Annotated in this window: 18 protein-coding genes; 13 read left to right on the top strand and 5 right to left on the bottom strand. The window is 59.8% G+C overall.

What is annotated here, in order from left to right; translation table 11 throughout:
• Position 1: 1 nt before the first annotated feature.
• The 5 genes from AB4N74_RS09425 to AB4N74_RS09405 all read left to right on the top strand — a co-directional run bounded on the left by AB4N74_RS09425 (position 2) and on the right by AB4N74_RS09405 (position 5,543).
• Positions 2 to 964 (top strand): carbohydrate ABC transporter permease, encoded by a 963-nt coding sequence (locus tag AB4N74_RS09425; protein WP_093432644.1) that lies wholly within the window; start codon positions 2 to 4, stop codon positions 962 to 964.
• Entirely contained in the window at positions 961 to 1,803 is an 843-nt protein-coding gene (locus AB4N74_RS09420) for a carbohydrate ABC transporter permease (RefSeq protein WP_007910217.1), read from the top strand. Before AB4N74_RS09425 ends, AB4N74_RS09420 begins: the two co-directional genes overlap by 4 nt.
• 27 nt (positions 1,804 to 1,830) lie before the next feature.
• Positions 1,831 to 2,976 (top strand): ABC transporter ATP-binding protein, encoded by a 1,146-nt coding sequence (locus AB4N74_RS09415; RefSeq protein ID WP_460099649.1) that lies wholly within the window; start codon positions 1,831 to 1,833, stop codon positions 2,974 to 2,976.
• Positions 2,977 to 3,005: 29 nt separating this feature from the next.
• Positions 3,006 to 4,475, top strand: a complete 1,470-nt coding sequence (locus tag AB4N74_RS09410) for a glycoside hydrolase family 32 protein (protein ID WP_460099646.1) — start codon at positions 3,006 to 3,008, stop codon at positions 4,473 to 4,475.
• Between the two features lie 75 nt (positions 4,476 to 4,550).
• Positions 4,551 to 5,543, top strand: coding sequence for a LacI family DNA-binding transcriptional regulator (locus AB4N74_RS09405; RefSeq protein WP_460099643.1), 993 nt, complete (start codon positions 4,551 to 4,553; stop codon positions 5,541 to 5,543).
• Positions 5,544 to 5,590: 47 nt separating this feature from the next.
• Here the strand turns inward: AB4N74_RS09405 and AB4N74_RS09400 are convergent, their stop codons facing one another.
• The 4 genes from AB4N74_RS09400 to AB4N74_RS09385 form a co-directional block, all read right to left on the bottom strand.
• The gene (locus tag AB4N74_RS09400; RefSeq protein WP_460099641.1) at positions 5,591 to 7,993 is read right to left on the bottom strand and encodes a TonB-dependent siderophore receptor; all 2,403 of its coding nucleotides are present in this window, start codon (positions 7,991 to 7,993) and stop codon (positions 5,591 to 5,593) included.
• Between the two features lie 66 nt (positions 7,994 to 8,059).
• Positions 8,060 to 9,010 carry a FecR domain-containing protein gene (locus AB4N74_RS09395; RefSeq protein WP_460099638.1) on the bottom strand — a complete coding sequence of 317 codons (951 nt, stop codon included), beginning with the start codon at positions 9,008 to 9,010 and terminating at the stop codon, positions 8,060 to 8,062.
• A complete protein-coding gene (locus AB4N74_RS09390; RefSeq protein ID WP_116256183.1) occupies positions 9,007 to 9,516 on the bottom strand; it encodes a sigma-70 family RNA polymerase sigma factor in 510 nt (169 codons plus the stop codon). Before AB4N74_RS09390 ends, AB4N74_RS09395 begins: the two co-directional genes overlap by 4 nt.
• A 90-nt stretch (positions 9,517 to 9,606) precedes the next feature.
• Positions 9,607 to 10,506: a helix-turn-helix domain-containing protein gene (locus AB4N74_RS09385; RefSeq protein WP_460099634.1), complete on the bottom strand. Its 900-nt coding sequence runs from the start codon at positions 10,504 to 10,506 to the stop codon at positions 9,607 to 9,609.
• 162 nt (positions 10,507 to 10,668) lie between these two features.
• Here AB4N74_RS09385 and AB4N74_RS09380 point away from each other — a divergent pair, with 162 nt between their 5' ends.
• The 5 genes from AB4N74_RS09380 (at position 10,669) to AB4N74_RS09360 (ending at position 16,976) form a co-directional block, all read left to right on the top strand.
• The gene (locus AB4N74_RS09380; RefSeq protein ID WP_016984752.1) at positions 10,669 to 12,027 is read left to right on the top strand and encodes a glutamine synthetase family protein; all 1,359 of its coding nucleotides are present in this window, start codon (positions 10,669 to 10,671) and stop codon (positions 12,025 to 12,027) included.
• A 157-nt stretch (positions 12,028 to 12,184) separates the two neighbouring features.
• Positions 12,185 to 13,273 (top strand): polyamine ABC transporter substrate-binding protein, encoded by a 1,089-nt coding sequence (locus AB4N74_RS09375; protein WP_460099630.1) that lies wholly within the window; start codon positions 12,185 to 12,187, stop codon positions 13,271 to 13,273.
• Positions 13,270 to 14,571 (top strand): NAD(P)/FAD-dependent oxidoreductase, encoded by a 1,302-nt coding sequence (locus AB4N74_RS09370; protein ID WP_460099627.1) that lies wholly within the window; start codon positions 13,270 to 13,272, stop codon positions 14,569 to 14,571. Before AB4N74_RS09375 ends, AB4N74_RS09370 begins: the two co-directional genes overlap by 4 nt.
• A 180-nt stretch (positions 14,572 to 14,751) precedes the next feature.
• A complete protein-coding gene (locus AB4N74_RS09365) occupies positions 14,752 to 16,407 on the top strand; it encodes a PqiB family protein (protein WP_093432672.1) in 1,656 nt (551 codons plus the stop codon).
• A 17-nt stretch (positions 16,408 to 16,424) separates the two neighbouring features.
• Entirely contained in the window at positions 16,425 to 16,976 is a 552-nt protein-coding gene (locus AB4N74_RS09360) for a PqiC family protein (RefSeq protein ID WP_099759120.1), read from the top strand.
• On the opposite strand, the gene AB4N74_RS09355 is transcribed toward AB4N74_RS09360, so the two are convergent.
• Positions 16,934 to 18,238, bottom strand: a complete 1,305-nt coding sequence (locus AB4N74_RS09355) for a sensor histidine kinase (protein WP_460099623.1) — start codon at positions 18,236 to 18,238, stop codon at positions 16,934 to 16,936. The genes AB4N74_RS09360 and AB4N74_RS09355 overlap by 43 nt on opposite strands.
• Before the next feature lie 402 nt (positions 18,239 to 18,640).
• Here AB4N74_RS09355 and pmrG point away from each other — a divergent pair, with 402 nt between their 5' ends.
• From pmrG to AB4N74_RS09340, 3 genes are all read left to right on the top strand, one after another.
• Positions 18,641 to 19,231 carry a lipopolysaccharide core heptose(II)-phosphate phosphatase PmrG gene (pmrG, locus tag AB4N74_RS09350; protein WP_460099620.1) on the top strand — a complete coding sequence of 197 codons (591 nt, stop codon included), beginning with the start codon at positions 18,641 to 18,643 and terminating at the stop codon, positions 19,229 to 19,231.
• A gap of 63 nt (positions 19,232 to 19,294) precedes the next feature.
• The gene (gene arnT / locus AB4N74_RS09345) at positions 19,295 to 21,010 is read left to right on the top strand and encodes a lipid IV(A) 4-amino-4-deoxy-L-arabinosyltransferase (RefSeq protein ID WP_460099617.1); all 1,716 of its coding nucleotides are present in this window, start codon (positions 19,295 to 19,297) and stop codon (positions 21,008 to 21,010) included.
• Positions 21,007 to 22,524, top strand: coding sequence for an ArnT family glycosyltransferase (locus tag AB4N74_RS09340; protein WP_460099614.1), 1,518 nt, complete (start codon positions 21,007 to 21,009; stop codon positions 22,522 to 22,524). The genes arnT and AB4N74_RS09340 overlap by 4 nt, the downstream gene beginning before the upstream one ends.
• Positions 22,525 to 22,733: the final 209 nt, after the last annotated feature.

Here is a 22,733-nt window from a genome sequence, read left to right as displayed (position 1 = left end):
CATGTCTGTCTCTACGACCCATGCCCCCTTTGACGAGCTTCTGCTCACGAGGGAAACGCCTGTACAACGGCGCCGGGTGCGCGCTGCCTGGCTGTTTCTGACGCCAATGCTGGTCTGCCTGGCCCTGGTGGCCGCGTGGCCGCTGCTGCGCACATTCTGGTTCAGCCTGACCGACGCCAGCCTGGCAGACACCGGTGGCGCAACCTTCATAGGCTTGAGCAATTATCTGTTGTTCAGCGATTCCGGCTGGTCGGGCATCCTCGTCGATCCGCAGTGGTGGAATGCGGTGCGCAACACGTTGTATTTCACGGTGGTCTCGGTGGGACTGGAGGTCGTGCTGGGGTTGTTGGTGGCGTTGCTGCTGAACATCAAGTTCACCGGCCGTTCTCTGGTGCGGGCGTTGATTCTGATTCCGTGGGCGATTCCGACGATTGTCTCGGCGAAGATCTGGTCATGGATGCTTAACGACCAGTTCGGCATCATCAATCATCTGATGCTCAGTCTCGGCCTGATTGATGCTCCCCTGGCCTGGACGGCAGATGCCGACCTGTCGATGTGGGCGGTGATCATCGTTGATGTCTGGAAGACCGTGCCTTTCGTCACGCTGCTGATGCTGGCGGCCTTGCAGATGTTGCCGAGCGATTGCTACGAAGCGGCCAGGGTCGATGGCATTCATCCGCTGAAGGTGTTCTGGCGCGTCACCCTGCCACTGTTGATGCCTGCACTGCTGGTGGCGGCGATCTTTCGCATCCTCGATTCCCTGCGGGTATTCGACGTCATCTATGTGCTGACCTCGAACTCGTCGAGCACCATGAGCATGTCGGTGTATGCCCGTCAGCACCTGGTGGAGTTCCAGGACGTCGGTTACGGCAGCGCGGCGTCGACGCTGTTGTTTCTCGTGGTCGCGGTGATCGCCATGCTTTATCTCTACCTCGGACGCCGTCAACTGGAGGTCCGCGCATGAGCCCGCGCCTGCTGAAAAAAGCGCTGTTGCGCCTCGGATTCTGGTGTCTGATCGGGGTGTTGCTGCTGTATGCGGTTTTCCCGTTCTACTACGCCATCGTGACTTCGCTGAAGCCCTCCAGCGCCTTGTTCGAGGTGAGCTACTGGATCGAAAATCCTGACTTCTCCAATTACGCGGCGGTCCTCCACCAGGCCTCATTCCTGCGAGCAATCGGTAATTCGCTGGTGGTTGCGCTGTGCGTGGTGACACTGGCGCTGTTCCTCAGCCTCACCGCTGCCTATGCCTTGGGCCGGGTCAAATTCCGTGGACGTGGCACGGTGTTGATGATGGTCCTTGGCGTGTCGATGTTTCCCCAGGTCGCGGTGCTGTCGGGACTGTTCGAAGTGATCCGCGCCTTGGGTCTATACAACACGTCGTGGGCGCTGATCCTGAGCTACACGATTTTCACCCTGCCCTTCACCGTCTGGGTACTGACCACCTTTATGGGCCAACTGCCCCATGAACTGGAGGAAGCGGCAATCATGGATGGTGCTTCGCCCTGGGTGACGCTGACCCGCGTGCTGTTGCCGCTGCTCTGGCCCGCCCTGGTCACCACGGGCTTGCTGGCCTTCATCGCCGCGTGGAACGAGTTTCTGTTTGCCCTGACGTTCACCCTCACCGACAGCCAACGCACGGTGCCGGTGGCCATCGCCTTGATTTCCGGCGGCAGCCCCCATGAGTTGCCTTGGGGCTTGTTGATGGCCGCCTCAGTGCTGGTCACCGTCCCACTGGTGATTCTGGTGCTGATCTTCCAGCGCCGAATCGTTTCCGGTCTCACTGCCGGCGCGTTAAAGGGTTGATGCCCAATAAAGACAAGGAACCGCATCGTGATGAAATTGAAACTGGACAACGTCAACAAACAATTGGGCGGCGCGCGGATTCTTCGCGACATCAACCTGGAGATCGCTGCGGGTGAATTCGTGGTGTTCGTCGGTCCTTCGGGCTGCGGAAAGTCGACGCTGCTACGGCTGATCGCCGGACTGGATTCGATCTGCGCCGGCGACCTGCTGATCGACGGGCGCCGGGTCAACGACCTCGAACCGCGCGAACGTGGCGTCGGCATGGTGTTTCAGTCCTATGCGCTGTACCCACACATGAGCGTCTACGACAACATCAGTTTTGGCCTCAAACTGGCCAAGACTGAAAAGAGCAGCCTGCGCGAGCGGGTACTGAAAACTGCGCAAATCCTGCAATTGGACAAACTGCTGCTACGCAAGCCAAAAGAGTTGTCTGGAGGGCAGCGTCAGCGTGTAGCCATGGGCAGAGCCATGGCGCGGGAACCGGACATTTTGTTGTTCGATGAGCCGCTGTCCAACCTGGATGCGTCCTTGCGGGTGCAGATGCGCAACGAAATCGCCCGGCTGCATGCGCGACTGCGCTCAACCATGATCTACGTCACCCACGATCAGGTCGAAGCGATGACCTTGGCCGACAAAATTGTTGTGCTCAATGGCGGTCACGTCGAGCAGGTCGGCTCACCGCGCGAACTCTACGAGCGCCCGGCCAGCCGCTTTGTCGCCGGTTTTCTCGGTTCGCCGAGAATGAATTTCCTGCCGGCCCGCCTGCATGCGCCGGGCGAAACCAGCCTGGTTGATACTCCGGTTTTGGGGATGACCACCCTGCCCTTCGACAGCTCGAACCTGGCGGCAGACGCCGCGCTGAGCCTGGGCGTTCGCCCGGAACACCTGTCACTCAAAGCGGCGCCGGGAAGCGCTGGCGTCGTCGTGACCGGGATCGAATACCTGGGCAGTGAAACCTATGTGCACCTGGATACCGGGCAGGACGAGCCATTGATCTGTCGTTGTGAAGTCAACGCCGGATGGCAGGCAGGCGATCGGGTCGAACTGCAGCCGGACATCGACAAGATTCACCTGTTCGACACCGACGGCTTGGCATTGAAGCGCTACCCGAAAGTCATTGAATCCATGGCGGATGACCTCTCTCTACGCTCAATCCGAGCACACGCCCTATGACCCTGTCTTTGAATACCCCGAGCGATCTCATGTCTTCGACCCTTGACCTTGCGCAGCGCGCACTGGCTGACAGCCAGTCTCGCGTCATTGAGGATTATCGACCCGGTTACCATATTGCCCCGCCGGCAGGCTGGATGAACGACCCGAACGGGGTCGTGTACTTCCGTGGCGAGTATCACGTGTTCTATCAGCATCACCCCTTCGACGCGAATTGGGGGCCGATGTATTGGGGCCATGCCAAGAGTGCCGATCTGGTGCACTGGCAGCACCTGCCCATTGCACTGGCCCCCGGCGATGACTGCGACCGCGACGGCTGTTTCTCCGGTAGCGCCGTGGTCTGTGGCGATACTCTGGCCCTGATCTATACCGGGCACACCTGGCTGGGCGAAGTGGGTGACGAGCGCTTGATCCGTCAAGTGCAGTGCCTGGCAACCAGTACCGATGGCATCCGCTTCGTCAAACACGGCGCAGTGATCGACAGCGCGCCGCAAGACGCCATCATGCATTTCCGCGACCCCAAGGTCTGGCAGGAAGATGGCTATTGGTACCTGATTGCCGGCGCACGTCTGGGCGACAGACCGCTACTGCCGCTGTACCGCTCCACGGATCTGCACGTCTGGGAATTCCTCGACTATGTGTCCGCCGGCAGCGAGGGCGATGGCTATATGTGGGAATGCCCGGACCTGTTTCGCCTGAATGGACGCGATGTGCTGCTGTACTCACCACAAGGCATGCAAGCCGACGGTTATGACCGGCTCAACAAATACCAGAGCGGTTATCGAGTGGGCCAGCTCGACAACCAGTGGCACTTCACCGGCGGGCCTTTTATCGAGCTGGATAACGGCCACGATTTCTATGCAGCGCAAACGCTGTTGGCCGCCGATGGTCGGCGCCTCGTATGGGCATGGCTGGACATGTGGGAAAGCCCGATGCCGAGCCAGGCCCATCACTGGTGCGGCATGCTCGGATTACCCCGCGAACTTGAACTGCGCGCCGATCGCCTTCGCGTGTATCCGGCACGCGAGCTCAGCGCGCTGCGAATGGCGCTATTGCCGGGTACGCCGTGGTGGGAAGCGTCGGGAGCCCGCTGGGTGCCGGAGGTAAACGGCGACATGCTGGAAATCCATGTGCATCTCGATCTGCTCGGCTGCACTGACGGCCACTTGGGAGTCGCCTTGCGCTGCAGCGACGATGGCCGTGAAGAAACCCTGCTCTACTATGATCCGTCACTGCAGCGCCTGGTGCTTGATCGCAGCCGCTCGGGTCCGCAAGTCACAGGCCAGCGCAGCGTGGCGATAGACCCGACACAAGAGCGCTTGGAACTGCGCGTGTTTCTTGATCGCTCATCCATCGAGGTATTCGACGAAAACGGCCGCTTCAGCCTCAGCAGTCGCCTCTATCCGCGTTCCGACAGTCTGGGCGTGAAGCTGGTGGCCAGCGGGAGTGGCGGGCGCGTCTCGATTGCCAAGGCATGGCCTCTGGGTTCGGGATGGTCATGAGCGGCGTCATTCGGGTCGCGAGAAGCCCGGGCCCTGTGTCATGATTCTGCGTCAACCTGACCGGCCGCACTTCGCATGACTTCAGTGAAAGACGTTGCACAGCTGGCCGGCGTGTCCCTGATGACGGTGTCTCGAGCGCTCAATAGTCCGGAAAAACTGAGCCCCGAAACCCTTCTACGGGTGCGTCGAGCCATTGATGAACTGCAATTCGTACCCAGCCTGTCAGCGCGCAAGATGCGCGGTGACAACCTCCAGTCGCGAACCATCGGTGTGTTCGCGCTGGACACTGCGACCACGCCCTTTGCGGTCGAGCTGCTGCTGTCCATTGAGCAGACCGCGCAACAGGCCGGTTGGAATGTCTTTATCCTCAACCTGCTGAGCAACCCGCCCACCGACCAGAACATCGACCTGATGCTGTCGCACCGTCCGGATGGCTTGATCTTCAGCGCCATGGGGTTTCGCCAGGTCAGCATTCCCGAGCGCTTGAAGAGCAAGCCTCTGGTGCTCGCCAATTGTCTGGCAGATGACAGCAGCCTCGTCAGCTATGTACCCGACGACGAAATGGGCCAGTATCGCGCCGTACACCACGCGTTGAGCCTCGGCTACAAGCGTCCTTTGTGTATCAATCTGCCGAAACAGAGTCTGGCATGGGGGCTGCGACAAAAAGGCCTGCAGCGTGCCTGTCAGGCATTCGGACTGGCGCCGGACACGCTCCTGCAATACGACCTTTCCGATCATGATGCCTATGGTGAAACAGCCGCTATCCTCGACCGGCATGTCATTGATGGTCGTCCCAAATTCGATATTTTGATCTGTGGCAACGACCGCATTGCCTTTTGTGCCTATCAGTTGTTGTTGGGGCGTGGCCTGAAAATTCCCGACGATGTCGCCGTCCTCGGCTACGACAACATGATCGGCATTGCCGAGTTGTTCATCCCGCCGCTGACCACCGTGCAACTGCCGTACTACGACATTGGGCGCCAGGCTGCACGGCATCTGATCGAGACCCTGGAGCTTTCGGGAACCCAGCGAGTTGACTGTCCATTGGTGGTCAGGACATCACTGTAAGAGTGGGTCAGCTCGCTGAGAGCACGCTTTTGATTTACCGAGTGGAATCAGAAATCCACCGTCGCTGAAAGCAGATAAGTTCTCGGTGTCGACAACGTCAACCCCGGTTCACTGTCATCCGAAGCGCCTGCTGAACTCCAGTAGCGTTTATCCAGCACGTTCTCGACGTTGGCGCGCAGGGTGATGGTTTTCTCATCGACCTTGAAGGCGTACCGCGTACCCACGTCAAAGCGCTCCCAGGAGTCGATTTCCTTGTTGTTCGACTGATCCAGATACTGCGAGCTGGAATAAATGCCGCGCCCGGTCAACGTCAGGCCCTGCACCGTCGGCACGTCCCACTCGGCGCCGAGATTGACGTTGTATTTCGGCGTGGCCGGCGCGCGATTGCCGTCGAACGTGCCGTTGGTGGTGTGGGTCAGCTCGCTGTCGATGTACATCACGCCGCCGAGCAACCGAAGGCCTTTGAGCGGTTCGCCAAACATGCTCAGCTCCACGCCGTTGTTCTGTCGTTTGCCGTTCGGGCCGAAGACCCGGGTCGTGGCGTTGGTTTCATAGGCGGGTTGCTTGATCCTGAATACTGCTGCCGTTAAAGCATACGAACCGGCGTCGTACTTGGCACCGATCTCGACCTGACGGCTGATAAACGGCGGGAAGATTTCGTCTTCGTTCACTGACGTTGACGGCGCGATCTTGCCCTGGCTCAGGCCTTCCATGTAGTTGGCGTAGAGCGACAGCTTGTCAGTCGCCTTGAACAGAATGCCGCCCGAGGGCGAAACCTTTTCCTCGTCGTAAGCCGTGTCGCCTTTGACGTCATCGCTCCAGTCATCGACTTTCACTCGTTGCCAGCGGGCGCCGAGGGTCAGCAGCAATCGATCATCGAAAAAGCCCAGGGTGTCGGATAACGCCACGCCGCTGAAGCGGTTTTCCGTGTAGACCTTGGCGTCGTAGCGCGTCGGCGTGCCGGGTTTCGCGGTTTCCACCGGGTCGTACAGGTTGCTGCGACCGGCCGCGTAACGCGCGCCGCCGTTCTCGAAATCCATGTAGAAGTAGCTGGCCGCCAGATTGACTTCATGGCTCACCGGCCCGGTATGGAACCAGTTGCGCACGCCGGCCGTTGCGGTACGGACATTCTCGTCGCGGGTGAAATCACGCGGTTGAACGCTGAAATCACCGGCATCGTTGGTCACGGAAACCGCATGTCGAAGGAAGTCGTGATTGCTTTTGCGAGCACCGACACCGCCGTAGACCATCACCGAATCACTGACATCAAACTCAGCGTTGAGCGTGCCGAAGGTGTCCTCGGTTTTCGCCTGCGTCCACGGTTGCGCGTAGTTATCGCGCACATCCTTGGCGTTGGGCACCTTGGCATTGGCGGCGACTTGCACGCGCTCTTGCGGTGCATCGGTATCGCGCTCGGTGTGGCCGATGTCGGTCGAAAGCCTTAGCCGCTCACCGCGAAAGTCCAGGCCGAACACGGCCATATCGCGGTCCACACTTTGATGATCCCACTCCGTGTCACCGGACTGCTTGACGCCGTTGAAACGCAAGCCGAACTGATTGTCCTCACCGAACCGCCGGCCGACATCCACCGCGCCGCCGACCTGATTGTTCGACGCATAATTGGCCGTCAGCGAGGTGATCGGTTTGTCGGTGGCTCGCTTGGGCACCACGTTGATGCCCCCGCCCACGCTACCCCGTGGCGAGATGCCGTTGATGAGTTGGCTCGGGCCTTTGAGAATGTCGACGCGATCGGCCATTTCCATGTCAATGGTGTACGTCGGCAGCACGCCATAGAGGCCGTTATAGGCGACGTCGCTGTTGAACAGACTGAAACCACGGATGGTGAATTGCTCGTAACGACCACCGGCCGGATTGGTCGCGCGCACCGAAGGGTCGCTGGCGATCAGATCGCCCAGCGTGCGCGCCTGTTGGTTTTTCACCGTCTCGCTGGTGTAGGTGGTCATGCTGAACGGGGTTTCCATGAAGTCTTTCGACCCCAGCAAACCCTGCGAACCGCGCCGCGCCACCTGCCCTCCGGCAAAGACATCAGCGCCTGTCGAATTGCTGGCGCCGAGGATCGACGTCGGCGCCAGTTGCAGGCTTCCGGCCTCCGCTGCGGGCACCAGGGTGTAAGCGTGCTCACCCAGCGGTTGCAGTTGCAAACCAGAGCCGAGCAACAACCGGGTGAACCCCTCCTCCACGCCAAATTCGCCGGACAAACCATTACTGTTGCGCCCGCTGACCAGCGCCGGATCCACCGACAGATTGACTCCGGCCAACCCGGCAAAGCGGGTCAGTGCGGCGCTCAAACTACCGGCCGGCACCTGGTAACTGCGCCGAGCGGCGTCTTCGGCCCAACTGGTCTGGATCAACACGGGGCTGGCACTCAGGCTCAGCAAAAGGCTCAACTGCAACAACGGACGCAAACGACTTGGGAATACTGCGGGCATTGGAAGACGCTCTCGATTTGTTCACTTGCCTGGAATGACCAGCGAGGCGAAAAAAAGGGACAGGCTTCAGACGAAATTTTTTCGCGGCGTCAGCGTTACCCAGTAACGCGTGCGCGAATGCACCTCCAACGGCAGGCTCGCCGCCAGCAGGGCCAGCACTTTATCGGTGTCGTCGAGGCGGAAACTGCCGGTGACACGCAGACGTTCAAGTGCCGACTCCCAGCGCAGAAGCCCCGAGCGATAACGGCTCAACTCGCGAAGAAAGTCCCCCAGCGGCTGGTTTTGCGCCATCAACACACCGTCACGCCAGCCCGGCATTTTTGCGTCGAACAGCGCAACCGGCCCGGCGCCGGAAGCGTGCAGATTGACCTGTTGCCCGGCGCTCAACCAAAGTGCCGGCCCGCGCAACGGCTGCAATTGCACCGAGCCGCTGACCACCGACACGTTGCAGTCACGCTCGTTGAGGCGCACGCAGATTTCGCTGCGGCTGACAACGATCCGACCGTACGGCGCGTTGACCGTCAACGCCTTGCTACCCGGAACGTTGAGCGCCATTTCGCCACGCACCAACGTCAATTGACGGCTGGCCAGATCGACGTTCACCGCACTGGCGGTGTTCAGTTGCAAGGTGCTGCCGTCGGCCAACCGTGTTCGCGTGTGCTCTCCGGTGGAAGTCTGCAAATCCGCGCGCCAGACGTCGAGCGGCAACTGGCGACTGATCAGCCACGCCGCAGGCACCAAAGCCGCCAGCCCCAGCGCCCTTTTCAATGCTGCCCGCCGCGCCAGATCCGGGCGATCGAGTGTGGCCATGGCCAATTCTGCTGGCAGACTGGAAAAGCGCTGACGCAACGATTGAAGCTTCTGCCAGGCGTTTTCATGGCGGTTATCGCTGTCGCGCCAGTGCTTCAGTCGCACGTGATCGGCTTCACTGGCCTCGCCGGATTCGAGCAATGCCAACCACTGTGCGGCGGCACGGGCGACTTCACGCGCTTCGTTGCCGGGCGCGACACGCATCATAGATCCAACATCAAACAATGCTCGTAAGCCTGCGCCATATAACGTTTTATTGTGCGTTCTGAGACCTGCAAGCGCTCGGCGATTTCGCGGTAACCGAGGCCTTCAAGCTGACTCCACAAAAACGCCCGGCGCACAGCTCGGGGCAAACCATCGAGCAGTTCATCCAGCGCTTGCAGGGTTTCCAGCAGCAGCCAACGTTGTTCGGGCGACGGCACGCACTCCTCCGGCAACTGCGCCAAGGCTTCGAGGTAGGCTTTTTCCAGACTGCGGCGGGTGTAGAAATTGCTCAGCAGGCGTTTGCCCACGGTCAGCAAATACGCGCGCGGTTCACGCACGTCGGCAATCGGCTGAGCGCTGCACAGCACGCGCAAGAACGTGTCCTGGCTCAGGTCCGCCGCATCCCAGGCATTGCCCATGCGCCGGCGCAGCCAGGTTTCCAGCCAGCCTCGGTGATCGCGATACAGTTCGTGCAGGTGCTGCGGCGATGGCGTCGCTGCTTCAGTCATCTCAAGAGTCCTGCGCGAAGTCAGTTTCAAATGAGAGTGATTCTATTTAACTTCGGCGCCGAGACAAAGCCTTTTTAACCGCGACAGCTTTCATGAGCGCTTCAAGGTCTCGCTCGGCAACTCCTTGAACAACGCCCGGTAACTGCTGGAAAACCTTCCCAAATGCCAGAACGACCAGTGCATCGCCACCTCGGCCACGGTGGTCTCCGTTGGCCGGCGCTTGAGCAATTCACGGTGTGCGCTGTTCAACCGGCGTAGGCGCAGCCAGTGACTCGGGGTCATCCCGGTGTAGGCCTTGAATGCCTGCTGCAATTGGCGCAACGGCACGCCTGCCACGTGTGACAGCTCAAGCAGATTGACGGTGTCTTCCGGCGAATCCGCCGCCCATTCCCCCACCCGTTTCATGATCATCCGCTCTTCGCTACGCCGCTGTAATCCGCCGCGATCGAGGCTGGTGTGAGCGTTGTCGAGGATGAACAGGCAGTCTTCAAGTAGCTGCTGCGTCAATGACTCTTTATCAAGCAGATCAACAGCTTGTGACAACTTCGTGAGAGTTGAGCTTAACCAGCGACTGAACAAAGCGTTCTGTCCGCAATTGAGTTGCGTCATGAACAACCCTTCGAGCTTCGCCACATTCAGACCGTGCTGGCGGACAAATTCCGGACCGAACACCACGGCGATTTCCTGGTAGTTCTCCGGGGTGATCCAGATGTTGCGGCTCTCTTCATTGAGCAGATACAGCGCGTTGTCACTGCGATCGAAACAGAACGCCAAGGCACCCGATGGCGCGCTGAAGTTCTGTTCGACGCGTGTGTTCATCTGCTCTTCGTAGACCTCGACACCCTGCAGATCCAGATAGCGGATCTGCCCGGCGAAATGGCCCGGCGACATTTGTTGGTAATGCTGGACCCAGCCCGGTGTGGCGCGGACTTGCTCGGCCACATCGGCGGTGTTGAACGCTTGAACCTGGAGCGGATTGCACGTTGTCATGGGGTGACCTTGCGCACTCTTTTGGTGCGCTTTGGTGCTGCTTAAAGTGGATAGATGGAACTGCAAGGCTCGCCCAAGATAGTCGTCAACGCGCCACAGGGGAAGGGGCGGAAGATGAAACCCGCCCTCCCCGGCGTCTATAAAACCAATAACGAGGTCTTTATGAATGCCCCTTTCGATCAGCTGTTCACGTGGCTGAAAGATCACAAGATTACCGAAGTCGAATGTGTGGTCAGCGACCTGACCGGCATTGCCCGCGGCAAGATCGCACCGACCAACAAGTTCCTGCATGAGCGAGGCATGCGCCTGCCGGAAAGTGTCCTGCTGCAAACGGTAACCGGGGATTTTGTCGACGACGACATCTACTACGACCTGCTCGATCCTGCCGATATCGACATGGTCTGCAAGCCCGTGGCTGACGCGGTCTACGTGATTCCATGGGCGATTGAACCGACCGCCATCGTTATCCACGACACCTTCGACAAGTTCGGCAACCCGATCGAACTGTCGCCGCGCAACGTGTTGAAGAAAGTCTTGCAGCTGTACACCGACAAAGGCTGGAAGCCGATTGTGGCGCCGGAAATGGAGTTCTACCTGACCCAACGCTGCGAAGACCCGGATCTGCCGCTGAAGGCACCGCTGGGCCGCTCGGGCCGTGCTGAAAGCGGTCGGCAGTCGTTCTCCATCGATGCCGCCAACGAATTCGATCCGTTGTTCGAAGACGTCTACGACTGGTGCGAACTGCAAGGCCTGGACCTCGACACGCTGATCCACGAAGACGGCCCGGCGCAGATGGAAATCAACTTCCGTCACGGCGACGCCCTCGATCTGGCGGACCAGATCACTGTGTTCAAGCGCACCATGCGTGAGGCCGCACTCAAGCACAACGTTGCGGCGACATTCATGGCCAAGCCGATCGGCGACGAGCCGGGCAGCGCCATGCACATTCACCAGAGCGTGGTGGACATCGCCACGGGCAAACCGATCTTTGCTAACGCTGACGGGCAGATGAGCGAACTGTTCCTGCATTACATCGGTGGTTTGCAGAAGTACATCCCGAAAGTGCTGCCGATGTTCGCCCCAAACGTCAACTCGTTCCGCCGCTTCCTGCCGGACACCTCGGCGCCGGTCAACGTCGAATGGGGCGAAGAAAACCGCACCGTCGGCCTGCGTGTGCCAACGTCCAGCCCGGAAGCCATGCGTGTGGAAAACCGTCTGCCGGGCGCCGATGCCAACCCGTACCTGGCAATCGCCGCGAGCCTGCTCTGCGGTTACATCGGCATGGTTGAAGGCATCGAACCGAGCGCTGCGGTCCATGGCCGTGCTTACGAGCGCCGCAACCTGCGCCTGCCGATCACCATCGAGGAAGCGCTGACGCAAATGGAAGAGTGCGAGGCCGTTGCGCAGTACCTGGGCGACAAGTTTGTCCGTGGCTACGTCGCGGTGAAACGTGCCGAGCATGAAAACTTCAAGCGCGTGATCAGTTCGTGGGAGCGTGAGTTCCTGATGCTGAGCGTCTGAGCAAAGCCAAAAGATCCCCTGTGTCGATCGTTCCCACGCTCTGCGTGGGAATGCAGCCCGGGACGCTCCGCGTCCCATCCAAAGCCGAACGCGGAGCGTCCGTTGAGGCATTCCCACGCAGAGCGTGGGAACGATCATTATAAGAAGAGGTGTCGAAATGCGTCTGTTGAAATCCGTACTCCCGGTTGCCCTGAGCGTGCTGTTTAGCGCTGTAGCTCACGCCCAGCCGACGGTCAGCGTCTACAACTGGACCGATTACATCGGCGAAACCACCCTCGCCGACTTCCAGAGCAAATCCGGGATCAAGGTGATCTACGACGTTTTCGACTCCAACGAAACCCTCGAAGGCAAACTCCTCGCCGGTCGCACCGGGTATGACGTGGTAGTGCCGTCCAACCATTTCCTTGCGCGTCAGGTGAAGGCTGGCGCGTTCCTCAAACTCGACCGTTCGCAACTGCCGAACTGGAAAAACCTCGACCCGAAACTGCTCGAGCTGTTGGAGAAAAACGATCAAGGCAACCAGCACTCGGTGCCGTACCTGTGGGGCACCAACGGCATCGGCTACAACGTCGACAAGGTCAAGCAAGTGCTGGGCATCGACCACATCGATTCCTGGGCCGTGCTGTTCGAACCCGAGAACCTGAAAAAACTCACCCAGTGCGGCGTGTCGATGATGGACTCCGCCGACGAAGTCTTCCCGGCGATGCTCAATTACATGGGCCTGGACCCGCGCAGCGAAAACCCGGAAGACTATAAAAAGGCTGAAGCGAAGCTGCTCAGCATCCGTCCGTACATCACCTATTTCCATTCCTCGAAATACGTGTCGGATCTGGCCAACGGTGACATCTGCGTGGCCTTCGGTTACTCCGGCGACGTGTTCCAGGCCGCCAACCGGGCCAAGGAAGCCAAGAACGGCGTGAACATCGCTTACGCCATTCCGAAGGAAGGCGCCAACCTCTGGTTTGATCTGTTGGCCATCCCCGCCGATGCGAGCAACACCAAAGAAGCCCACGCCTTCATCAATTACCTGCTCGATCCGCAAGTGATCGCCAAAGTCAGCGCTTCGGTGGGTTACGCAAACCCGAACCCGGCCGCCAAGCAATATATGGATCAGGCGCTGGTCAACAATCCTGAGGTGTATCCGCCTCAAGAAGTCCTCGACAAGCTCTACATCTCTACCACCCCGCCTCAAGCGATCATGCGTCTGATGACCCGCTCCTGGAGCAAAGTGAAGTCGAACAAATGAATCAGTACACCCAGGAACACGCTCGCTCCTATTACGCTGCTTCGGCGCGGGCGACCACACCTTATCCGGTATTGGACGCTGACCTGACCGCCGATGTCTGCGTGATCGGCGGCGGGTTCACCGGGGTCAACACCGCCATAGAACTGGCTCAGCGCGGATTGTCGGTGGTGTTGATCGAAGCCCGGCGTGTCGGCTGGGGCGCCAGCGGGCGCAACGGCGGTCAGTTGATTCGCGGGATCGGTCATGAAGTTGAAGGCTTCGCCAAATATGTCGGCCAGGAAGGCGTGCGTTATTTGCAGCGCGCCGGCATCGATTCCGTGGAACTGGTGCGTCAGCGCATCGGCGACAACGGCATCGAATGTGATCTGCGCTGGGGCTTCTGCGATCTGGCCAATACCCCGGCGCAGTTCGCGGCCTTCAAGGATGAGCTGGTCGACCTCGCCGAACTCGGTTATGCCCACGAAACCCGTCTGATCGGCCCGGAGCAGATCCGCCAGCAAGTGGTGAATTCCGACATCTATGGCGGCGGACTGGTCGACATGGGTTCCGGGCACCTGCACCCGCTGGATCTGGTGCAGGGCGAAGCGCGACTGGCGGCGTCACTCGGCGTGCGAATTTTCGAGCAGAGTGAAGTGCTGGAAATCATCCACGGTCCGACCGTTCAGGTGCGTTGCGCCAAGGGCTCAGTGCGTGCCGGCAGTCTGGTGCTCGGCTGCAACGCGCATCTGGACGACCTCGAACAACAACTCAGTGGCAAAGTCCTGCCCGCCGGCAGTTACATCATCGCCACTGAACCGTTGTCCGAAGAACGCGCCGCGCAACTGATCCCGCACAATCTGGCGGTGTGCGACCAGAAAGTCGGCCTCGATTACTACCGGCTCTCGGCGGACCGGCGCCTGCTGTTCGGCGGTGCCTGCCACTATTCCGGGCGTGATCCGGCGGACATCGCCGCTTACATGCGCCCGAAGATGCTCAAGGTCTTCCCGCAACTGGCCGACGTGCGCATCGATTACCAGTGGGGCGGGAAGATTGGCATCACCGCCAACCGCTTTCCGCAGGTCGGCCGGCTCAAACAGCACCCGAACGTGTTCTACGCGCAGGGTTATTCCGGCCATGGCCTGAACGTCACGCACTGGTGCGCGAAACTGCTCGGCGAGGCGATTCATGCCGGTCACAGCCAAGGCATGGACGTGTTCAGCGGCGTGCCGCACATGACCTTCCCCGGCGGCCCGGCCCTGCGCTCGCCGCTGCTGGCACTGGGGATGTTCTGGTATCGCCTGCGGGAAATGCTCGGCTGACAGCACAAACCGCGCTGACACGATCTGAGCGTCCCTTGAGGCATTCCCACGCAGAGCGTGGGAACGATCATCAAGCGCAGGTGAGCTATACACATTTGCTCTATCGCCAAGCACTTCTATATTGATGAGGTGCTTTGGCGTTCCTGACGCTCAGTGCCCAATCAATCGAGGAGGACATGGATGAAGTCGTCAGCCACCGACGAGCCGCGAGCACCAGGCCAAGCCCCAGTCAAAACCCGCCGTTTCAGCATTTCACTCGTCTGGATCGTGCCGATTGTGGCGGTGCTCGTGGGCATCTCGCTGGTGGTGCACAACGTGATGCAGGAAGGGCCGACGATCATCGTCAACTTCAAGACCGGCAGCGGCCTGACAGCCAACAAGACCGAGGTCAAATACCGCAACGTGGTCATCGGTCAGGTGACGGACGTCGAGTTGAGTAACGACCAGAAAAGTGTCGACGCCACCATCAAACTGTCCAAACAGGCGGAAACCTTCACGCGCGAAGACTCACAGTTCTGGGTGGTTCGCCCGCGCATTGGCGCCGGTGGCGTTTCGGGTATCGACACCCTGCTTTCCGGTGACTACATCGGTGCCGACATCGGTCAGGCCGACAACCGCGCCAAACACTTCAAAGGCCTGGAAAATCCGCCGCCGATCACCTACGGCGAACCGGGCAAGCGCTTCATGCTGCATGCGCCGGACCTCGGTTCGCTGGACATCGGTTCTCCGGTTTATTACCGCAAGATTCCGGTCGGTCAGGTCGTCACCTACGCCCTCAATCCCGAAGGCAAAGGGGTGGACATCGAGGTGTTCATTCACGCGCCGAACGACGCGTTCGTCACTGAAAATACCCGCTTCTGGAATGCCAGCGGCATCGACATCAATGTCGGTGCCAACGGCTTTGCCGTGAAGACCGAATCGCTGTCGACGATGCTGGTGGGCGGTATTGCGTTCCGTGCTCCGGATTACAGTCCCAACGATGTGGCCGCCGCTGACGACAAGGATTTCGAACTGTTCGCCGACCAGCAGAGTGCCCTCGCCCCGCCGAACGGCAAGGCGCAATACATGGTGCTGCGATTCGACCAGTCGCTGCGCGGACTCAAGGTCGATGCGCCGGTCGAGTTCCTCGGTATGGAAATCGGCCGGGTCGTGGGCATCAACCTGGATTTCGATGCGAAAAAACGCACCTTCCCGCTTAATGTCGGCATCGTCATTTACCCGCAGCGCCTCGGTCAGGCCTACAAAAAGATGCTCACCGAATTCAAGCACGACCCCAACGACGAAGCCGCCGGCATCCGCCTGCTGGGCACCTTCGTCGATAATGGCCTGCGTGCCCAGGCCCGCAGTGGCAACCTGCTGACCGGCCAGTTGTACGTGGCACTGGACTTCTTTCCGAAAGCGGAGAAAGTCGCGTTCGATCCAAGCGCTCGCCCGGTCGTTCTACCGACCGTTCCGGGCAGCCTCGAACAGTTGCAGGAAAAACTCGAAGCGATGGTCGACAAGCTCAACAAACTGCCGGTTGAACGGATTGCCGGTAACCTCGACAGCAATCTGGTCGAACTGCGCAAAGGCCTGAGCCAGTTCAATGCCAAGACCCTGCCGGGTGTGCAAAGCACCCTCGCCGACGTCAGCAAGACATTGCAGTCCGCCAGTTCAACGCTCGCCGAAGACTCGCCGCAACGCGAAAAACTCACGGAAACCCTCGACGAACTCGGGCGGATGTCGCGCTCGCTGCGTGAGCTGTCGGATTACCTGGGCCGACATCCGGAATCGCTGATTCGCGGTCGTCCCGATAACGCCGCGCCGCTGGATCTGAAAGGGCCACCACGCAATTGAGCACAGGAGCTACCGCAATGGCTTTACCGCTGAAGATCACCGTGCTCGCTGCCGTGTTGCTGTTGGGCGCCTGCCGCAGCGACCCGATCAGCTTTCACACCCTGACCCCGGTGCAACTGAGTAACAAGGGCGGCGGTGCGCAGATTCCGATCGAAGCCCTCAGCGTTCCGCCACAGGTCGACCGCGCGCAAATCGTTATCCGCCAAGGCAACAGCGGCCTGGCGATTCTGGAAACCGATTGGTGGGGCGCGACACTTGCCGATGAGCTGCGCGGCGCACTGAGCGATCAATTGAGCAATACCGGCAGCCAGGGCGCTACCTCGGTACGCATCGAAGTGCAGCGCTTCGATTCGATTCCGGGGCAGTACGCCTTGATCGACGCCAAATGGCGTCTGCGTCCATCAGGGGCGACCGACAGTGGCCTGCTGACCTGCCGCTCGACCTTGCAAACACCTTCAGGCCCGAGCATCGATGAGCTGGTGACGGCCCAGCAGAACAACGTCAAACGCCTGGCTGCGGCGATCAGTCAGGCTGCCGGCAATCCGCGCGGCTGCCCGCCCGCGTCCTGAATCAGCGTCACAGTAAAGCGACAGCCATTCGGCTCACGGGTGGTGAGTTTCACCTGCCATTGTTGCTGGCTGCAGATCCGCTGCACCAGTGAAAGCCCCAAGCCGAGCCCTTCGCCGCGCTGTTCGTCACCGCGCACGAAGGGCTGGAACATCGCATGGCGCTGTTCTTCCGGGATACCGATGCCGCTGTCTTCGACCACGAAGCTGTTTTCCTGCAAGGTCAGTCGCACAAAACCGTGGTCGGTGTAATGCCAGGCGTTGCGCAACAGGTTGCCCATCACTGATTGCAGAAAGGTCAAGTTGAAGCGTCCGGCGCCGGCGTGCTGCGGATCGTAGGCAAACTCCAGGCCTTTTTCGCGGATCAAGCGGCCCCACACATCTGTCTGCGCATCGGCAATTTCCTTCAGTGTGCAGGTGGACTGCACGCGGACTTCTTCGGGTTTGCGCGCCAGCATCAGAAAGGTTTCGACCAATTGGCGCATCTCGTGGCTGGCCCGGGCAATCCGGCTGACTTGCGCCGTCGAGCGGGCATCAAGCGACGGATTCGCCAGCAGCAACTCACAGGACGTGCTCAGCACCATCAACGGCGTGCGCAGTTCATGGCTGACATCGCTGGTGAACAGTTTCTCCCGGCTCAAGGTGGCGCGCAGACGTCCCAACGTCTGATCGAACGATAGCGCCAGCTCGCCGACCTCATCAGCGGCGTAATCGGGATGCAACGGCGGCGCCACCTCGATGAGCTGATCGCGGTGGCGCACCTGGCGAGCCAGACGAATCACCGGCGCCATGACCCGTCGCGCCAGCAAGCGGCCCAGAATAATCGCCAGAATCACGCTGAGGATGAACCCGACAATCACCACAATAAACAGCAGATGCTCACGTTGTTCGAGGCTTTCCTGATCCCGCAGCAACACGTATTTGCGCCCGCCAACGGCTTCGACCATGGCGTAGAAAGCGTCACCGTGAAAAGTGATTTCCTGAAAGCCCAAGGGCAGCGCCGCCAGTTGCCGGGTCAGTGCCAACGGCCCCTGGCCGCCCTCGAAAAAAAACAATTCGCCCTTTTCCGGGGCGTGGCTCCAGTGACTGATGTCATCCATTGCCAATAAACGGCGTAGACCTCCGCTTAGCGTGGTGGTGGTCAACTTGCGCTCGACCACGTGCACGGTGGCGACGATCCCCAACGCAAACACACCGGCCACAAGAGCACTCATCAGGGCGAACACGATCACGATCCGTTTTGTCAGGCTTTGCTTGAGATCCATGCGTTCGAACGACTCCTGAGTGTTTATCCGGCTAGCCCGGCGCTATGCCGTTGCGTGACAGCCTGAGCTTCACCGCAACGATGGAGACTTGTTAAGGCCCCTCGACAAACAAAAACAACAATTGAGTTTGTTTATCAAATAGGCGCTTTAGTTTGCCCGCAGTAACTTCTGGCAATTTTTTCACATGTTCTTCACCGCGCCCCGACGACCTTGAACGTAGTGTTCAGCCAGCATTCAAGTAAACAGTCGTAAAGTTGCTCGCTGCCCAAGCCTTGCGTTGCACTGAATGAACTATCCGGCGTTTAAAGAGGCAACATTGTGGCGCAATTATTTCAGTTGAAACATTTATTTCGGTACCGGCGTACGCCGCGCTTTCGGCTATGGGTTGCACTGGTCTGCGTCGTGCTTGTGGCCATTCTGGTCAGTGGTTTTGTCTGGTGGCCACGCTCACCGACCGACCTCGATCATGCCGGGCACAGCACCACCGCTCAATGGATAAAAGCCTGGCGGGCCGGTGAAGTCGTTGCGCTGGTGCGACACACCGAACGCTGCGATCGTTCGAGCAATACCTGCCTGGGCCCGGCGGACGGCATCACCGAAGTGGGCAGCCGCGCGGCGCAAGCGGTCGGTCAAGGCTTCGTCAGACTGGGCATGCAGCAGGCCGTGGTGTTGAGCAGCCCGCTGACCCGCACGGCGCAAACTGCGCATTACATGTTCGGCCACGACGCCAGCGCCGAAGACTGGCTGGCCACCTGCGGCCCGACACTTCGCGATGACATCGTCGCGCGCAAAGTGGCGCAGCAGAATCTTGTACTGGTCACGCACAGCGGCTGTATCAGTGATTTTGAAAAACAGACCGGTTTTCCTCACGCGATTGCCGCCGAGTATGGCAGTACCTTACTTGTACGAATTGATGACCGGAAACAACTTACAGTGCTGGGCATTATCAATACACCGTTCTGGCAGATATTAGACGTTACACATAAACAATGAAAAAACCGCCACCGCTTCTAGTGTTTTAAGCCAGATACTATTTATTCGCCCCAAGGCTCAGTCATGACGTCCGATACCCCTCCGTTGCGCCACGCTGCCCGTCATTTGATGCAACCTCCCTCGCTGATCGAACGCTGGGCGATCCCTGGGTTGATCCTGGCGTTTGTGCTGTTTTATCTGTTGCCGCTGATGAGCCACGGTTTGTGGATTCCCGACGAAACCCGTTACGGCCAGATCAGCCAGGAAATGCTGCTGAGCGGCAACTGGGTCGCGCCGCATTTCATGGGCATTCGCTATTTCGAGAAACCGATTGCCGGATACTGGATGATCGCCATCGGCCAGGCGATTTTCGGCGACAACCTGTTCGGTGTGTGCATCGCTTCGGCGGTGAGTACGGGCGTCAGCGTCTGGCTCGCCTATCTGTTGGCACGCAGGCTCTGGAACAACCCGCGGATCAGCGCGGCATGTGCCTTGCTGTACATGAGTTTTGGCCTGATCGCCGGTCAGGCAGGCTACGCCAACCTTGATCCGCAGTTCACCTTGTGGGTCAACCTCAGTCTGGTAGCGGTGTGGTTTGCCATCGACAGCACCACCCCCAAGGCCCGTCTCGGCAGTTGGGCATTGCTCGGCGCCGCTTGTGGCATGGGCCTGATGACCAAAGGCTTTCTGGCCCTGCTGCTGCCGGTGCTGATCGCCCTGCCCTACATGATCTGGCAACGCCGTTTCAGCGAACTGCTGCGCTACGGCCCGGTGGCGATACTGGTGGCCGCATTGGTCAGCGTGCCGTGGGCACTGGCGGTACACGTGCGCGAGCCGGACTTCTGGCGGTTTTTCTTCTGGCATGAACACATCCGCCGTTTCGCCGCTGGCGATGATGCCCAGCATGCACGGCCGTGGTGGTTCTATCTGCCGTTGCTGTTTGCTTCGACGTTGCCATGGGCGCTGTTGTTGCCGTCGACGCTGATTCGTACCTGGCGTGAAAAACGCGAGGCAAAAACCGCGTTTCTGGCGCTGTGGTTTGTGCTGCCGCTGATCTTTTTCAGTCTGAGCAGCGGCAAGCTGCCGACCTACATCATGCCGTGCCTGTTTCCTCTGGCCCTGCTGATGGGCTACACCGTGGTCAACTGGCTGGAGCAGCGCAACACGCAGGTTCTGCGCCTGAACGGCGTGATCAATACCGTAATGGGCAGCGTTGCCCTGATTGCGCTGATCTACCTGCAAGCGAGCAAGGAACTCTACGAAAACACCGAGATGTTCAGCCTGTCGCTGGTGTATATCGTGCTGATCGGCTGGATCATCGCCAATGCCCTGCAAGTCATGCGGCCGCTGACGATGTGGGCCATGCCGGCGCTCGGCATCGGTCTGCTGATCGCCTTGCTGCCCGCCGCAATGCCGGCGCAAATCGTCGACAGCAAGATGCCCGACCAGTTTATTGCCGAGCATCAACAGGCCTTGAGCGAAGCGTCCTCGCTGTTGAGTAATGACCTTGGCGCCGCGTCGGCCTTGGCCTGGCGTCTGAAGCGGCCGCAAGTGGATCTGTTCAATACCGTCGGTGAACTGAAATACGGCCTCGACGATCCGGCCATGGCTGCCCGCAAGGTCGGTCTGGATGATGTCGGCCAATGGATGACCGAAGCGCGCAAAAAAGGCTCGGTGGCGGTGGTGATGCGCGTCAACAGCACCCAGGAAGCGCAGGAAATCGAGCTGTTGCCAGCTGACGGCAAGCATTACCAGCGCGGCAATCTGCAGATCTACATTTTCGCCAAGCGCCAGCCATGACCGCAACGGCCAAAGAACGCAAGGCGTTATGGATTCTTCTCGCAGCGACTGCGCTGATGTTGCTGCTTAGGCTGGGCAGCCGCGAACTCTGGGGCGCGGAAACCCGCTGGGCCAATATCGCGTTGCAGATGCTGCAAAGCGGTGATTACTTCGACCCGTATCTCAAGGGCGATCCGTACTACGACAAACCATTGCTGTCGTACTGGCTGATCACCGCGACGTCCTGGCTGACCGGAGGCCTGGGGCCGTGGTCATTGCGCTTGTCGTCGGTTATTTCGGCGTGGATCAGCGTATGGCTGGTGTACCTCTTGGGCGAGCAATTGTTTCGCAAAGGCACCGGGCTGATTGCCGGATGGATGTTGGCGACCACATTCTATTTCGTCTTCTGGGCGCGGGTCGCGACGGCCGACATCCTCACCGTTTGCGGCGTTCTCGCGGCGGTGTGGTGGTATTGGCGTGGCCCTGACGACACGCGGCTCTGGCGCTATGGGGTGTTTTTTTGCCTGTTGGCGCTGACATCACTGTTCAAGGGCCTGATCGGTTTCATCCTGCCGGGGCTGCTGCTGTTGCCGCATCTTTTGCAAAACGGCCGCTGGAAACGCCATCTCAACCTGCGCCTGTGCGCCGCGCTGCTGATCGCCGGGGCGTTCTATGGATTGCCGTTCCTGCTCTCGCATGTCTACGGATCCCCCGACTATCGGCAAAGCGGTCTGGAACTGGTGTTGCGGGAAAACGTCGTGCGGTTTTTCCAGCCGTTCGACAACATCGGCCCGATCTACACCTATTTGTTGTACTTGCCGGTCTACACCCTGCCGTGGGCGCCGTGTTGGATCATCGCCCTGTGGGTGGCGCTGCGAAACTGGCGAAACATTGAGCCGGACACCCGTTGGCTGATCCAAGGTCTCGGCCTGTTGCTGCTGTTTTTCACCGCCAGCGGCAGCCGACGCAGCTATTACGTGTTGCCTCTGGTGCCGTTCGCGCAACTGCTCGGTGCGTGGTGGATTACCCGCCGGATGGCCGCGCGCAACCTTCAAGGGCGTGGCTTGCACGTCGGCTTTGCGATCGCCACGGCGGTCATGATCGGCGTGCTCGACCTGGTGTATCCGTGGACCAACAGCGGAGGCGGCGTGATCCGCTTCGGTGAAACGGTACGCGAACAGGCCAGCCAGCAGGCACCGTTGAGTCAGTGGCGTATGGTCATGATCGAGGTCGACAACAAAGTCCCGATGTACCTGCAAACCGGCGGTGCGCCCTTCTACTACGTGCCGGAAACTGCGGACTTTCCGCGTACCGGCAACAGCGCAGCGTTATTGGCCTGGCTGGAACGCAGCAGCGGTCAGCACTGGGACGCGCAACGCACCATCATTGTTGCCCAGTACCGCAGTGGTGATCCGCTGCCACTCGACTACCTGAGCGCCGATCACCGGGTCATCAGCACCACGCCAACCCGCGGCGAACAAGTGTTCCATGGCCGCACCGACCAGAGCGTCGCCTACATCCCCAATCCCTCCTGAATAGCTGACGCGGAATGACGCACGGCAACCGTGCGTCACCGAGTCGCTGCTAATCTGAATGGCAATGACATGTATTAACGGTTTGTTTGACGTTTTTTTCTCATTTGCCTCTCTACATTGCCTGCGGCTGAATATCTGCAAATCATTCGCATTGAAGTCTGCCCGCGAATGCCTGCCCATAACGTCTAAAAAATCAGGAGCGTTACCGT

The sequence above is a fragment of the Pseudomonas sp. H3_C08 genome (assembly GCF_054669455.1).
This window is presented reverse-complemented; position numbering and strand designations above follow the sequence as displayed.

Bases quoted from the DNA above. Each gene is read 5' to 3' on its own strand.
- AB4N74_RS09425 (WP_093432644.1), top strand. From the start codon at position 2: ATGTCTGTCTCTACGACCCATGCCCCCTTTGACGAGCTTCTGCTCACG.
- AB4N74_RS09420 (WP_007910217.1), top strand. From the start codon at position 961: ATGAGCCCGCGCCTGCTGAAAAAAGCGCTGTTGCGCCTCGGATTCTGG.
- AB4N74_RS09410 (WP_460099646.1), top strand. From the start codon at position 3,006: ATGTCTTCGACCCTTGACCTTGCGCAGCGCGCACTGGCTGACAGCCAG.
- AB4N74_RS09405 (WP_460099643.1), top strand. From the start codon at position 4,551: ATGACTTCAGTGAAAGACGTTGCACAGCTGGCCGGCGTGTCCCTGATG.
- AB4N74_RS09400 (WP_460099641.1), bottom strand. From the start codon at position 7,993: ATGCCCGCAGTATTCCCAAGTCGTTTGCGTCCGTTGTTGCAGTTGAGC.
- AB4N74_RS09395 (WP_460099638.1), bottom strand. From the start codon at position 9,010: ATGATGCGTGTCGCGCCCGGCAACGAAGCGCGTGAAGTCGCCCGTGCC.
- AB4N74_RS09390 (WP_116256183.1), bottom strand. From the start codon at position 9,516: ATGACTGAAGCAGCGACGCCATCGCCGCAGCACCTGCACGAACTGTAT.
- AB4N74_RS09385 (WP_460099634.1), bottom strand. From the start codon at position 10,506: ATGACAACGTGCAATCCGCTCCAGGTTCAAGCGTTCAACACCGCCGAT.
- AB4N74_RS09380 (WP_016984752.1), top strand. From the start codon at position 10,669: ATGAATGCCCCTTTCGATCAGCTGTTCACGTGGCTGAAAGATCACAAG.
- AB4N74_RS09375 (WP_460099630.1), top strand. From the start codon at position 12,185: ATGCGTCTGTTGAAATCCGTACTCCCGGTTGCCCTGAGCGTGCTGTTT.
- AB4N74_RS09370 (WP_460099627.1), top strand. From the start codon at position 13,270: ATGAATCAGTACACCCAGGAACACGCTCGCTCCTATTACGCTGCTTCG.
- AB4N74_RS09365 (WP_093432672.1), top strand. From the start codon at position 14,752: ATGAAGTCGTCAGCCACCGACGAGCCGCGAGCACCAGGCCAAGCCCCA.
- AB4N74_RS09360 (WP_099759120.1), top strand. From the start codon at position 16,425: ATGGCTTTACCGCTGAAGATCACCGTGCTCGCTGCCGTGTTGCTGTTG.
- AB4N74_RS09355 (WP_460099623.1), bottom strand. From the start codon at position 18,238: ATGGATCTCAAGCAAAGCCTGACAAAACGGATCGTGATCGTGTTCGCC.
- arnT (WP_460099617.1), top strand. From the start codon at position 19,295: ATGACGTCCGATACCCCTCCGTTGCGCCACGCTGCCCGTCATTTGATG.
- AB4N74_RS09340 (WP_460099614.1), top strand. From the start codon at position 21,007: ATGACCGCAACGGCCAAAGAACGCAAGGCGTTATGGATTCTTCTCGCA.